The sequence below is a fragment of the Streptomyces sp. JH14 genome (assembly GCF_029428675.1).
Classification (GTDB): domain Bacteria; phylum Actinomycetota; class Actinomycetes; order Streptomycetales; family Streptomycetaceae; genus Streptomyces.
This window is the reverse complement of the sequence record NZ_JAJNEL010000001.1, coordinates 1,306,803-1,319,865: the sequence shown is the minus strand read 5'-3', so window position 1 is coordinate 1,319,865 and position 13,063 is coordinate 1,306,803. Positions and strand designations below refer to the sequence as shown.

Genomic DNA, 13,063 nt, shown 5'->3' with positions numbered 1-13,063 from the left:
GCATGATCTTTCATCAATGGAAGCCCTGGTGGGGCCCCGGTCAGGACTTTACGGCGCCGGAGAGCAGGTCGAGGCTCCAGAAGCGCTGGATGACCAGGAACAGCGCGATCAGCGGGACGATCGCCAGCAGCGCCCCCGTGATCACCAGGGTATAGAGGGCGGGGGTGTTGGAGCCCTGCTGGAGCAGGGTGTACAGGCCCAGGGTGACCGGGAACTTCTCGTCGTCGCCGAGCATGATGTACGGCAGCAGAAAGTTGTTCCAGATCGCGACGAACTGGAACAGGAAGACGGTCACCAGGCCCGGCACCATCATCGGCAGCGCGAGGGTGCGGAAGATCCGCCACTCACTGCCGCCGTCCATCCGCCCGGCCTCGATCACATCGCCCGGTACGGCGGCCGTCGCGTAGATCCGCGCGAGATACACCCCGTACGGGGAGAGGATCACCGGCAGCAGGACCGAGAGGTACGAGTCCGTCAGGTCGGCCTTCGCCAGCAGCAGATACTGCGGCACGGCGAGGATCACCGGCGGCATCAGCACCCCGGCCAGCAGGATGTTGAAGATGCCCTCCTGCCCGCGGAACCGGTACATGGCCAGGGCGTACCCCGATAGCGCGGAGACGGCCGTGGACAGCAGGGCGCCGGCGCCGGCATAGAACGCCGAGTTGGCCATCCACTTCCAGTACACACCGTCGCGGTACGCCGACAGGTCGGCGACGTTGCGGGTGAAACCGGTGCCCGGCAGGAAGGTGAAGGTGGAGAACAGCTCGCGGCCGGACTTGGTCGAGGCGACCAGTACCCAGACGACCGGCAGCAGGCAGTAGAGCGCGCCGAGCAGCAGCGCGGCTGTCGGCACGAGCGCGAACCGGCGCGGACTTGCGGGGGTGGATGCGAGGTGCGGCGTACTCATCGGGAATCTCCCTTCTGGGTACGGGAGTTGGCCGCCCTGAGGAAGCCGAAGGACAGGGCGAGGGTGGCGACGGCGATGATGACCGCCTGAGCGGCCGCCGCATAGATGTCGTTGTTGACGAAAGCGTCCTGGTAGACCTTCATCAGCGGACTCCAGGTGGTGGACAGCGAGTTGGTGAGCGGCTTCAGCGTCGTCGGCTCACTGAACACCTGGAGCGTCGCGATGATCGAGAAGAAGAACGTCAGGACCAGGGACGGCGCCACCATCGGGATCTTGATCCGGAGCGCGACCTGCAGCTGCGAGCAGCCGTCCAGCCGGGCCGCCTCGAACACCTCGGCCGGGATCGCCCGCAGCGAGGTGTAGATCACGATCATGTTGAAGCCGGTGCCGCCCCAGACCGCGATGTTGGCCAGGGCGAGATACAACGGGCCGCCGTCGAGCAGATCGGGCCGCGGCAGACCGGCCTTGTCGAGGAGGTAGGAGAAGGGGCTGACGTCCGGGAGATAGAGGAAGCCCCACATCAGTGCGGCGACGACGCCCGGGATCGCGTACGGCAGGAAGATCGCGAGCCGGGAGAAGGCCCGCAGCCGGAGCCGGTCGGTGTCGAGGAGCAGCGCGAACAGCAGGGCGAGGCCGAGCATCACAGGGACGACGATCACGCCGTAGCCGAGGATGCGCAGGGCGCCGTGCAGCAGCTCCGAGTCGGAGAGCGCGGATGTGTAATTGGCGAAGCCCGCCCAGATCTCCGCGCGGGCGCCCTTGCCCAGGCCGAGCCCCTTGACCTCGGTCCGGCGGAAGCTGAGGTAGAGCGCGTACCCGATGGGAAGGGCGAAGAAGAGCAGGAAGAGCACGGTGGCGGGGGCCAGGAAGGCGTACGGGGCGCTCTCGACCCCGTACGCACTCCTGCGGCGTGCGCGTGTCACTCGGAGACCCCGAAGCCCTGCTTCTTGAGGTCGGCGACGGTGGCGTCCTGCATCGCGGTCAGGGCGGGCCCGAAGTCCGACTTGCTCTTGGCGGCCTTGGCGAAGTTGTCCTTGAAGGCGGTGTACGCGACGTTCACGTTCGGGCCCCAGGCGGCGGGCGCGGTGCCCTGCGCGATCTCGGCGGCCTTCGTGTAGAAGTCGGGCTGGTTGGAGAAGTAGTCCGGGGCCTGGGCGAGCGCGCCGCCGGTCTGGGCGGCCGTGGCGGCGGGGTAGATGCCGCTCTCCTTGACCAGTGCGGCCAGCGCCTCCGAGTCCGTGTTCAGCCACTTCGCGAAGGTCGCGGCGGCGGCCTTGTTCTTGGAGTCGTTGGTGACGGCGGTGGAGGAGCCGCCCCAGCTGCCGGTGATGTTCTGGCCGGCCGTCCACTGGGGGAGCGGGGCCATGGCCCACTTGCCCTTGGTGTCGGGCGCCGCCGTGGTGAGGGTCCCGGGCGCCCAGACCGCACTGACCCAGGCGATCTGCTTGCCGGTGTTGAGCGCCTTGTTCCAGGCCGGGGTGTACATCGGCTGGTTGTCGACGGCGCCTTCCTTGACCAGACCGCCCCAGAAGTCCGCGACCTTCTGCGTGGCGGCGTCGTCGATGGCGACCTTCCACTTGTCGCCGCCGGTGGTCCACCACTTCGCCCCGGCCTGCTGGGCGAGGCCCGCGAAGAGACCGGAGTCGTTCGAGGAGAACGTGGTGAGGTCCTTGTCCGGAGCCTTCTTCTTCAGTGCGCGGGCCGTCTCGGCGAACTCGTTCCAGGTGGTGGGCACGGACAGGCCGTACTGCTTGAACAGGTCCTGGCGGTAGTAGAACATCAGCGGGCCGGAGTCCTGTGGCACGGCGTACAGAGCGTCCGATCCGAGAGTCGTCTGCTGCCAGATGCCGTCGGCGAATTTGCCCTTGGCGTCGCCCGCCTCCTTGGATATGTCGGCGAGCACATCGTTGGAGACCAGGGTGGGGATGGCCTGGTACTCCGCCTGTACCAGGTCGGGGGCCTTATGGGCCTTGGCCGCCGTGATGATCTTGGTGACCAGGTCGTCGCCCGATGCTTGCTTCTTCACCGTGACGGTGATGCCGGTCTTCTTGCCCTCGCCTGCGTTCCAGATGTCCGCGACCTTGTCCAGGCCGGGTGCCCAGGCCCAGTAGGTGAGCGAGACGGGACCGGATGCGGCCGGGCCGTCCCCGCCGTCGTCGTCCGACGAGCCGCAGCCCGAGAGCAGGCCGGTGGCGGCGAGTGCAGCGGCTGTGGACACCGCGACGATGCGGTACTTCATGGGTTTCTCCCCTGACGAGAAGCGAGGGTGCAGCGCCGAACTGCGCTGTGAGCGTTCACAGTAGAGAAACCAATCCGACACTTGTCAATGGTTGATGCTGTGCGGTTATGTGGGCTCTGCGCCACCGACCATGTGTGTGCACGTTCCCAGAAGTTGGTACCGAAGAGCCCAGGAGATACCCATGCCGCACCCCGCGCCCGAGCCCGCCCCGCACGGTCTGCGCAGGCTCGCCTTCGGCGGCGACTACAACCCCGAGCAGTGGCCGGAAGAGGTCTGGCGCGAGGACGTGGCCCTGATGCGGGAGGCCGGCGTGACCATGGTCAGCGTCGGGATCTTCTCCTGGACACTCCTCGAACCCGAGCCCGGCGGTTACGACTTCGGCTGGCTCGACCGGGTCCTCGACCTGCTGCACGGGGCCGGCATCCGGGTCGACCTCGGCACGCCCACCGTCGCCCCGCCCGCCTGGTTCTACCGCGCCCACCCCGAGGCCCTCCCGGTCAGCCGGGAGGGGGTCCGGTACGCCTTCGGGTCACGCGGCGCGATCTGCCACAGCAACCCCGCGTACCGGTCGGCTGCGGCGAACATCACCGAACAGCTCGCCCGCCGGTACGCACACCACCCGGCGCTCGCGATGTGGCACGTCCACAACGAGTACGGCGTTCCGGTCAGCGCCTGCTACTGCGACAACTGCGCCGCCCACTTCCGCCGCTGGCTGGCCACCCGCCACGGCAGCGTCGACGCCGTCAACGAGGCCTGGGGCACCGCCTTCTGGGGGCAGCGCTACCGCAGCCTCGACGAGATCGACCCGCCCCGCGCCACCCCGACCGTCGCCAACCCGGCCCAGCGTCTGGACTACGCCCGCTTCGCCGATGTCACGATGCGCGAGAACTTCTGCAGCGAACGGGACATCCTGCACCGCTTCGCTCCCGGTATCCCGGTCACCACCAACTTCATGACCGCCCTCAGCCAGTGCGACTCCGTCGACTACTGGGCCTGGGGCCGCGAGACCGACCTCGTCACCAACGACCACTATCTGATCACCGACGGCCGCCGCACCCATGTCAACCTCGCGATGGCCGCCGACCTCACCCGCTCCGTCGCGGGCGGCGCACCCTGGCTGCTTCTGGAACACTCCACCAGCGGCGTCAGCTGGCAGCCCCGCAACCCCGCCAAGCGCCCGGGTGAGATGGCCCGCAACAGCCTCGCGCATGTCGCGCGCGGCTCCGACGGGGCCATGTTCTTTCAGTGGAGGCAGTCACGCAGCGGTGCGGAGAAGTTCCACTCGGCGATGGTGCCGCACGCCGGTACGGACTCCCGGGTGTGGCGCGAGGTTGCCGCGCTCGGTGCCGGCCTCGGCCTGCTGAGCGGCGTCCGCTCCACCCGGACCGTCGCCGACGCGGCCATGCTCTGGGACTGGCAGTCCTGGTGGGCGCAGAAGCTGGAGTGGCGGCCGAGCGAGGACCACGACGCCCGCGAGCGTGCCGACACCTTCTACGCCTCGATGTACGACCGTCATCTCACCGTCGACTTCGCCCACCCGGACGCCGATCTTTCCGGGTATCCGCTGGTCGTCGTCCCGGCCCTCTATCTCGCCACCGAGGAGACCGGCCGGAACCTCCGGCGCTACGTCGAGAACGGCGGCACGCTCGTCGTCTCGTACTTCTCCGGCATCGTCGACACCCATGACTCCGTGCACCCCGGGCCGTACCCGGGCGCCCTGCGGGACGTACTCGGGCTGACGATCGAGGAGTTCTCACCGCTCGGAGAGGGCGGGACGGTCCGCCTGATCACGCCCGAGGGCGCCCCCGAGGGCCCGGAGCTGACCGGCGACCTGTGGTCGGACGTGGTGATCCCGCGCGGCGCCGAGACCGTCTGGTCCTACGCCGACGGCATGCCCGCCGGCCGCCCCGCCGTCACCCGGCACCGTCTGGGCAGGGGCACCGCCTGGTACATCTCCACCCGGCTGTCCGGATCCCATCTCGACGCCGTCCTCGAACGGGCCTGTGAAGACGCCCGGATCGCGCCGCGCACCGGCCTCCCGCACGACGTCGAGGTCGTACGCCGCACCGGCGACAGCGGCACGTACCTCTTCGCGATCAATCACACCGGGGACGACGCGAAGCTGCCGCTCGACGGCCCCGGCACCGAACTTCTCACCGGCGAGCACGCTGTGGGCCACCTCGCCGTTCCGGCGGGCGCGGTCAGGGTCGTACGCCTCGACGGCTGAGCTGCCCACCCTCGTCCCGAACCGTCGCGGTCCCGGCGCCGTGTACGGGGAGCCCGCCTGGACCGCCGTCGGCGCCGGCGGACGGGACCCGGCAGATCCGGCCTCCGGCAACGCGTGGGAGAACCAGGCGCTGTTCGACCACAACGCGACGCTGCTCCCGGCGGCGAGCTGGTTCTCCCACCGGTGGGAACCGGGGAGTCCGCGCAGCCTAGACGGCATCGAGCGGCGCGCTGCGCCACTTCCACGAGGTGACGCGCTCGCGCCCGGGCAGCTCGGCCCGGCCGGTGGACCAGAGCAGGACGGTCCACCGGTCGGCGTCGTCCGGGGCGTCCGGGAACAGCCGGGCCAGCGCGCGGTCGCACAGGTCCGCGGGCGGCGCCCAGGGGATGTCCAGGCCCTGGACCACATCGTGGGCGTGGACCAGGGTCTCCACGATTCCCATGGCCGCGAAGCCCTCCGGGTCGGACACCCCGTACGAGTGGTAGGAGCGGACGTCCGCCGCGGTCGTCCGTACCATCGCCGTCAGCAGGGCGCCGCTCGCTTCCAGGGTCTGGAGCAGGCCGATCGGCCCTGCGTCGGGGTTCGCGAAGATCGAATTCGCCGGGCCGCCCTTGCGGTCGGCTCCCCAGCGGTACGGCACCTCGCGGTCCAGCGACGGCTTCTTCGGGCCCAACTGGGCCGCGTACGCGAAGAGATCGTCGTTCAGGTGCTCCACCGTCTCCCAGGAGTCCCACTCCAGCGTCCCGGCGGGCGCCCGCCAATGGTCCTCAGGAACCCGGCGGAGCGCGGCGAGCGCGAGGTGGACGGCGGTGGTCACATCATCGGCGGTGACGGGCAGCCGCGTCGCGGTCAGCGCCGCCCGTTCGACGGCGCTGCACTCCACGCAGAACTCATTGCCCTCGGGGTCGGCGAGCGTCGCCCAGCCCCGGCCGTTGGGCTTGCGATGGTCGCCGACGAGCGTGGCACCGAGGGCGAGCAGCCGCTCGACCTCCTCGTCCCGGGTGCGGTCCTGCGGCTGGATGTCCAGATGGACCCTGTTCTTGACGCTCTTCGGCTCGGGTACCGCAATGAACAGCAGCGCGGCACCGGGGGTCGCGACGAGCGCCTGGGGATCACCGGGCGCATCGTCGTCGTGCAACCGGGAACCGAGCACCTCGGCCCAGAAACTGCCGAGCTTGTAGGCATCGGCACAGTCGATGGTGATGTGGCGTACGAGTGAAGTCATGCGGTCACTCTCGCTGTTGACGGGCGGCCGGTCCAGCCGGTTTCCGGAGGCGGGGACCGCGGCGGCGCAGCCTCCGCTCAGAGCCCCGGCGGTCCGCTGCCGGCCCCGGACGGATGCGGAGGGGCACCGTCCGGGTGGTCGTCTGAGAAGGGGAGAACGAGAGGGGACGGGCGAGGTGCAGGAAGCACGGTGCGATGCCGTGGGCCGGGGCGTGGTCCTCCGGCGGGCGGGCGGCCCGGCGGCGGTTCCGCGGGCTCGGGTTCCGGATCCGTGGGGGCCCTGCGGGGGCGGCGCGGGAAGACGACGGCGAGTATCCCGGCCGCGGTCAGCGTGATCAGACCGGCGACGGCCGAGATCCGGATCCCTAAGGAGACATTGGGCAGAAGGAACCCCACGGCATCGAGACCGAAGGCCGCCGCGGTGACCATGGCCAGTGAGGCGGCGACGCGGTTGAGGCGGGTGTCCAGGGCCTCGGCGCGCTGCGACGACGCGGCCAGCAGCGAACTGCCGACATAGCCGAGCAGTTTGTCGGCTCGTTCGTGGGTGCCGTCCAGTCCGATGGACTCGCGGGCGGCCAGATAGGTGGACCGGTGGTTCTGAGTGGACTCTATGCGGTAGCTGTCGAGATGGTGGTAGTCGGACCAGACGCCGTCGAGGAACCGGCGGAACGCATGGACGTCGACGCTCCTGGCCTGGGCGGCGGCCAGGTCCGCGAGTATCCGGCGGCCGCCCACCAGGGCACCGACGAGCAGTGACTGCTGGGCCACCGCGATATCCGTGGGTTCCGTCATGGTCAGCAGATCGAGCAGCTCGGTCCCGGGATCGGCGTCCCAGGCGTAGGTGTACGGCAGGAGCACACGGCAGGCCGGTCCCGAGCTGAGCACAGGAACGCGTGGATCGGGCTGCCAGGGCGGCTCCTGGGTGACGAAATGGCAGTTGTACCGCGCCGACCGGCGGTCCACCGGTGCCTGCTCGCCGCTGAGGGCGAGATCCGGCCGCAGGACGAGGTCCTTGATCAGACCGCTGCGTACCGCGGCGGTGAGCACCGCCGTGAGCAGGGAGGAGTCCGCCTCGCGCAGCTGCCGGTTGATCCGCGCATCGAAGGCGTCGAGGTCGTGGAGGGACAGTTGCCGGAGGTCCACGTCATGGCGCAGGGCGTAGGCCACCAGGATGCTGCCCGCGCTCAGGATCCGCGCATGACAGCCGACGATCTCGGTTCCGGGCAGGGTGATCTTCGTGGCGATCAGCCCGGTGAGGTCCAACTCGACCGTGAAGTCCGGGTTGTACGCGAGCGTTCCGAGCTCTCCGGTGAACGGCCGCAGTTCACCGTGACCCGGCACGGTGACGGACTCCAGAGCGAGGACGGGCAGGCTGTGGTGGAGCGGGTACGCCCGGCTCTGGAGATGGAGCACGTCGGTCATCCGGCTGCCCCGACCTCTTCGGGAACGTTCCACGACACGGCGACGTACTCGGGAATCAGGTCGCACTCGGGCACGATCACCCGGTCGAGATACCGGCGTTGCAGGTCCTCGGGTCCACGGTCCTCGATCTCCGTGCCGAGCAGCGAGGTCAGCTCGTCATGGGTGAGGTAGGCGGCCTCCTCGGGGACCGAACGGCTCCGGAACCAGTCCCGCTGATCGGCGAGCACCCGGCTGCCCGCGGCCGCCGCCGGCCAGTAGCTGACGGCGGTGACCGCACACGAGTCGAAGCCCGCGCCGAGGCTGACCACGGCGCGCGCGGCCTCCGGCGACAGATAGAAGACCAGCCCTTCGGCCACGTAGGCCACCGGTCGGCCGTCGGCCAGTTCGCGTACCAGCGACGAGAGTTCGTCCCGTCCGGCCCGGCTGCCGAGATCCACCGGCAGATGCCGGACATCGCGCTCCGGCAGGACTCCGGACGCCACCAGCTTCGCCACGCGCCGCTGCTTGGCCTCGATCATGTCCGGCAGGTCCACCTCCAGCGCCACCTTGAAGGGGAGCAGCCACGGGTACGAGGAGAAGCCGGCACCGCACACCACGAGCACCGTGTCGGGATCCTTGCGCAGCGCGGCTGCGAGGGTGTCCATGATGTACCGTCCGCGCAGCGACACGACCAGGTCGTCGTGCGGATACACGACATCGGCGAACTCGTCCCACAGCGCGCGCACCGCCGGCCGGTCGTTGTCCGGGATCCACGCCGCTGCCAGCGGGTCTTCGGCGAGATCGGGCTGTCGGGCCCGGGACTCGTTGACGAGAAATGCGGTCAGCTCAACTCCACGGTGCATTGCTGCGTACTCCAGAGATCATGGGTGTGTTGTCCCGTGAGCCACGGTCGCGCCGGACGGCTCGTCAACTGCGCCCCGGGGGAGTGTCTTTGACACGTCGCGGCGGACCGCACGGGAACGGTGCGGGCGAGGGGCGACGAGGGGGCGGGCAGGCCGTATGCGGCAGGCCCGGCAGGATGGAGCCGGCGGGTGAGGGTGATGCCGAGACCGTCCGGCACATGGTCTCCCCCGAGATCGCCAGCGGATGTGATCAGGTCTCACATAGTAGGTGCCCGGGCCGGACACCCGCCAGGGAGCGTGGCACGGGGCGGCGTGCGCCGTGAGGTTCCGGCCATCGTGCCGGGTGGACAGAAAAATGCGGGGAGCCGCCCTGAGGCAGCTCCCCGCACCGAAGAGACCGACTACGCCCGGCCCGTCGCCGGACCGGCCTGAACTACACGCTCGGCCAGGCCTCCGACACGGCCTTGCGGGCGGCCTCGAAGTCGACCTCCCGGCCCTCGTCGGCCAGCGCCGCCCCCAGCGCGGCGATCGAGGACTGCACCGCGCCCCGGGTCGCGTCCACACCGTAGTGATTGACCCGGATCATCTCCTTGGACAGCGCCCCGCCGCCCGCGATCAGCGGCAGCGACGGGTCGGCGGCGAGCGCCTTGGCGACCAGCCCGGAGGCGTCGGCTCCGGCCGGGGCGCGCAGCGTCGTGGCGACGGGCGCCGCGTCCTTCGCCTCGTGCACATACGGCGCCAGACCGCCGCCGAGCGCCACGGCGCCTGCCCGCGTCGCCGCTGCGGCCGCGGCGTGCCGCGCCATCAGCGGCTGGAGGCCCTCCGCCTCGATCCGCTCCAGGCACGCCTCCAGCGCCAGCATCTCCAGCTGTGCGGGGGCGTGCAGGAGCGCCTGGCGGCCGCCGTCGATCCAGCGCTCCTTCCAGTCCAGCAGCGAGAGGTACGAGTGGCGCGGGGCCTCGGGGTTGGCGGCGATCCGCTCCCAGGCGCGCTCGCTCACCGACACCGCCGACACCCCGGCCGGGCCGCCCATCGCCTTCTGCGCACCGATCACGCACAGGTCGACGCCCCACACGTCCGGCAGCAGCGGCTCGGCGCCCACCGAGGCGACCGCGTCCAGCATGAAGAGCGCTCCGTGCGCCCGGACGACCTCGCCGATCTCGGCGACCGGGTTGGTGTTGCCGGTCGCCGCCTCCGCGTGGACCAGCGAGACGAAGTCGATCTCCGGGTGCGCGGCGAGCGCCTGCGCGACCTGGTCGGCGGTGACGGCCGTGTGGAACGGCACCGCGAGATCGATGACGTTGGCACCGCAGTCCCGCAGCCAGTTGCCGAAGGTCTGACCGTACGGCCCCGTGACCACGTTCAAGGCGGTCGAACCGGGCCGGGCGCCGCCCCGGATGCAGCCTTCCAGGGGAAGCAGCGCCTCGCCCTGCATGATGACGACGTCCTGCTCGGTGGCGAGCAGGCCGGCCACCCGGCGCTCGATGGCGGCGAAGTGCGCGGCGGTGAGCGGGGCGAGGTCGAGGAGGGGGTGCGTCACGGTGGTGCTCTCTTCGGATCGGGTCGGCCTGCGGTTCGGCGTACGGACAGTGCTTCCGTCGAGAGTACCCACGGCCTCGGACACCGCCCCTCGTACAGTGCTGCCATGAGCGATCACAAGGCGCAGCCGGTGCTGCACGTGAAGGGGCGGGTGCTCGTCGGTCCCGACGACGTCAGGGACGAGCTGTGGGCGGTCGGCGGACGGATCTCGTACGAGCGGCCGCCCGGCGCGGACGCGGCGGAGACCGTCACCGGCTGGGTGCTGCCGGGCCTCGTCGACGCCCACTGCCATGTGGGGCTCGACCACCACGGCCCGGTCGACGCCGCCACCAGCGAGAAGCAGGCGCTGACCGACCGGGAGGCCGGCACACTGCTCATCCGGGATGCCGGATCGCCCTCCGACACCCGGTGGATCGACGACCGGGAGGACCTTCCCAAGATCGTCCGGGCCGGCCGCCACATCGCCAGGACCCGCATGTACATCCGGAACTACGCCCATGAGATCGAGCCCGGCGACCTGGTCGCGTACGTCGCACAGGAGGCGCGGCGCGGCGACGGCTGGGTGAAGCTGGTGGGTGACTGGATCGATCGCGACGCCGGCGACCTGGCCGCCTGCTGGCCGCGCGGCGAGGTCGAGGCCGCCATCGCCGAGGCGCACCGGCTCGGCGCCCGGGTCACCGCGCACTGCTTCGCCGCGGCCGCCCTCGTCGATCTCGTCGAGGCCGGGATCGACTGCATCGAGCATGCGACGGGCCTGACCGAGGACACCATTCCGCTCTTCGCCGAGCGCGGGGTCGCGATCGTCCCGACGCTGGTCAACATCGCCACGTTCCCGGACCTCGCGGCGGGCGGCGAGGCGAAGTTCCCGCGCTGGTCGGCGCATATGCGGCAGCTCTACGAGCGTCGCTACGACACCGTGCGCGCGGCGTACGACGCCGGGGTGCCGGTCTTCGTGGGGACCGACGCGGGGGGCTCGCTGGCCCATGGGCTGGTGGCGGAGGAGGTCGCCGAACTGGTCAAGGCCGGAATCCCGGCGCGCGAGGCGCTGTCCGCGACGGCCTGGGGCGCGCGCGCCTGGCTGGGGCGGCCGGGGCTCGAGGAGGGCGCCCCGGCGGACCTGGTGGTGTACGACGAGGACCCGCGGGCGGACGTACGGGTGCTGGCGGCACCGCGCCGGGTGGTGCTGAACGGGCGCGTGATCGGCTGACGCCGCCCCGTCCCGGCACACGGCCAGGTTGACAGCCCGTGACGGAACACCGTTCCCGCTCGTTGCAGCACATTTGCGCACACTCCGGCGCTAACGGCCGAAACCCCGCACGCGCTCAACGGATCGGGTGACGCAGGAGAACAACACAGGAACAGGCGTGCCGAGTTATTCGAATACAGGCGCGAAAACCCCCCTTTGGAGTGAACTCGCCTCAGCTGTCCGCCAGTTCACCCTCTGTGCGTAAAGATTCACGGAGTCGAGGTCACCGGTGCCCGCGATGTCCCCCATTGGGCGGCGCCGGTGGCTCCATGTCTCTTGTGGGGGTTCCACCATCTTGAACAGCAACACCTTCCGCCTCGCCGCCTTGGCGGTTGCCGCCGCGCCCGTCGCCCTGCTGGTCGCCGTCCCGGCGCACGCCACCGGGGCCACCACGACCACCGGCGGCGGGAAGGCGAGCGCGGCCGTGCTCCGTGCCGCGCTCGATGTCTCACTTCTGAACAAGACGGTCGATGTGCCGCTCCGGGCCTCGCTCAACGAGGTGCACGCACCGGCGAGCGCCGAGGAGACCGCGCTCAGCGTGCGGCTCGACGGCGTGAACCACGGGCGGCCGTTCAGCGTGCTGCGTGCCGATGTGGCCACGGCGGACGCCACCGTGGACAAGCAGCGGGCGGAGGGCCGCAGCAACCTGGTCAAGGCCCGCGTCCATGTGCCCGGACTGCCGCTCCTCTCGCTCGTACAGGTCGAGAAGGTCACGTCCAAGGCGGTCTGCGAGGTGGGCCGCAGGCCCGTGGCCGAATCGAACGTGCTGGGCCGGGTCTCGGTCCTCGGCAAGCGGGTCACGCTCACGGCGGGCGGCCCCACGCGGATCCGTGTGCCGCATGTGGGTGAGGTGACGCTCGACCTGTCGAAGACGCAGACCACCTCGCGTGCCGCCGCGGCCGTCGCGCTCCGGCTGAGGGTGTCCGTCAACCCGCTCGATCTGAACGTCGCCGACGTCAAGGGCGAGGTCACGCTCGCCGAAGCGGCCTGCGAGACCCCGAAGGGAGGCAGGCCGACAAAGCCGGGGGGAGGCAGTGACGGCGGCTCGGGCGACGGCGGAGCCACGGGCGGCAGCGCCGACGGCGGAACCACGGGCGGCTCGGGTGACGGCGGAACCAGCGGCGGCGACGGCGGAACCACCACCACCGGGGGCAGCGGCGACGGCGGCACGGACGTGAAGCCCCAGACCGGGACCGGCCACGCCCCGGCGGCAGTCGACACGAGCCTCGCGGAGACCGGAAGCAGTTCCACGACCCCGTACATCGCGGGCGGTGCGGCCCTGCTGCTGGCCCTCGGCGCGGGCGCGACGGTCGTGGCCCGCAGGCGCGGCGCCCAGGACTGACCCGACCCGGCCCGAGGGGGCGGCCGGAGGCCGTAGGGGCAAGCGGGGGCAGGGGGCGGGGAGCGGCGTTCCCGC

The 13,063-nt window shown here is 70.8% G+C and carries 10 protein-coding genes and 1 pseudogene; 4 read left to right on the top strand and 7 right to left on the bottom strand.

Annotation, left to right across the window (positions count from 1 at the left end; all coding sequences use genetic code 11):
• Positions 1–40: 40 nt before the first annotated feature.
• From LRD69_RS05955 to LRD69_RS05945, 3 genes are read right to left on the bottom strand one after another with little or no spacing between them, the layout of a single operon-like run.
• Complete coding sequence (locus tag LRD69_RS05955) at positions 41–907, bottom strand: carbohydrate ABC transporter permease (protein ID WP_277325495.1); 867 nt, start codon at positions 905–907, stop codon at positions 41–43.
• Complete coding sequence (locus LRD69_RS05950; protein WP_277325494.1) at positions 904–1,830, bottom strand: sugar ABC transporter permease; 927 nt, start codon at positions 1,828–1,830, stop codon at positions 904–906. Before LRD69_RS05950 ends, LRD69_RS05955 begins: the two co-directional genes overlap by 4 nt.
• Positions 1,827–3,146: an extracellular solute-binding protein gene (locus LRD69_RS05945; protein WP_277325493.1), complete on the bottom strand. Its 1,320-nt coding sequence runs from the start codon at positions 3,144–3,146 to the stop codon at positions 1,827–1,829. The genes LRD69_RS05950 and LRD69_RS05945 overlap by 4 nt, the downstream gene beginning before the upstream one ends.
• A gap of 181 nt (positions 3,147–3,327) precedes the next feature.
• Between LRD69_RS05945 and LRD69_RS05940 the strand changes: the two genes are divergently transcribed.
• On the top strand, positions 3,328–5,373 hold the full coding sequence (locus LRD69_RS05940; RefSeq protein ID WP_277325492.1) for a beta-galactosidase: 2,046 nt from the start codon (positions 3,328–3,330) through the stop codon (positions 5,371–5,373).
• A 13-nt stretch (positions 5,374–5,386) separates the two neighbouring features.
• Positions 5,387–5,557, top strand: a pseudogene (locus tag LRD69_RS05935) (glycosyl hydrolase 53 family protein); the annotation flags it as partial.
• A gap of 24 nt (positions 5,558–5,581) precedes the next feature.
• Here the strand turns inward: LRD69_RS05935 and LRD69_RS05930 are convergent.
• The 4 genes from LRD69_RS05930 to LRD69_RS05915 all read right to left on the bottom strand — a co-directional run bounded on the left by LRD69_RS05930 (position 5,582) and on the right by LRD69_RS05915 (position 10,401).
• Positions 5,582–6,598: a VOC family protein gene (locus tag LRD69_RS05930; RefSeq protein WP_277325491.1), complete on the bottom strand. Its 1,017-nt coding sequence runs from the start codon at positions 6,596–6,598 to the stop codon at positions 5,582–5,584.
• Between the two features lie 77 nt (positions 6,599–6,675).
• Positions 6,676–8,019, bottom strand: a complete 1,344-nt coding sequence (locus LRD69_RS05925) for a hypothetical protein (protein WP_277325490.1) — start codon at positions 8,017–8,019, stop codon at positions 6,676–6,678.
• Positions 8,016–8,861 (bottom strand): class I SAM-dependent methyltransferase, encoded by an 846-nt coding sequence (locus tag LRD69_RS05920; protein ID WP_277325489.1) that lies wholly within the window; start codon positions 8,859–8,861, stop codon positions 8,016–8,018. Before LRD69_RS05920 ends, LRD69_RS05925 begins: the two co-directional genes overlap by 4 nt.
• Positions 8,862–9,294: 433 nt before the next feature.
• Positions 9,295–10,401: an aminotransferase class V-fold PLP-dependent enzyme gene (locus LRD69_RS05915; RefSeq protein WP_277325488.1), complete on the bottom strand. Its 1,107-nt coding sequence runs from the start codon at positions 10,399–10,401 to the stop codon at positions 9,295–9,297.
• A gap of 105 nt (positions 10,402–10,506) precedes the next feature.
• Here LRD69_RS05915 and LRD69_RS05910 point away from each other — a divergent pair, with 105 nt between their 5' ends.
• Complete coding sequence (locus tag LRD69_RS05910) at positions 10,507–11,607, top strand: amidohydrolase family protein (protein WP_277325487.1); 1,101 nt, start codon at positions 10,507–10,509, stop codon at positions 11,605–11,607.
• Positions 11,608–11,941: 334 nt separating this feature from the next.
• Complete coding sequence (locus LRD69_RS05905) at positions 11,942–12,988, top strand: SCO1860 family LAETG-anchored protein (RefSeq protein ID WP_277325486.1); 1,047 nt, start codon at positions 11,942–11,944, stop codon at positions 12,986–12,988.
• Positions 12,989–13,063: the final 75 nt, after the last annotated feature.

Excerpts from the sequence above, each read along its gene's own strand:
- LRD69_RS05955 (WP_277325495.1), bottom strand. The coding sequence starts at position 907 with ATGAGTACGCCGCACCTCGCATCCACCCCCGCAAGTCCGCGCCGGTTC.
- LRD69_RS05945 (WP_277325493.1), bottom strand. The coding sequence starts at position 3,146 with ATGAAGTACCGCATCGTCGCGGTGTCCACAGCCGCTGCACTCGCCGCC.
- LRD69_RS05940 (WP_277325492.1), top strand. The coding sequence starts at position 3,328 with ATGCCGCACCCCGCGCCCGAGCCCGCCCCGCACGGTCTGCGCAGGCTC.
- LRD69_RS05930 (WP_277325491.1), bottom strand. The coding sequence starts at position 6,598 with ATGACTTCACTCGTACGCCACATCACCATCGACTGTGCCGATGCCTAC.
- LRD69_RS05925 (WP_277325490.1), bottom strand. The coding sequence starts at position 8,019 with ATGACCGACGTGCTCCATCTCCAGAGCCGGGCGTACCCGCTCCACCAC.
- LRD69_RS05920 (WP_277325489.1), bottom strand. The coding sequence starts at position 8,861 with ATGCACCGTGGAGTTGAGCTGACCGCATTTCTCGTCAACGAGTCCCGG.
- LRD69_RS05910 (WP_277325487.1), top strand. The coding sequence starts at position 10,507 with ATGAGCGATCACAAGGCGCAGCCGGTGCTGCACGTGAAGGGGCGGGTG.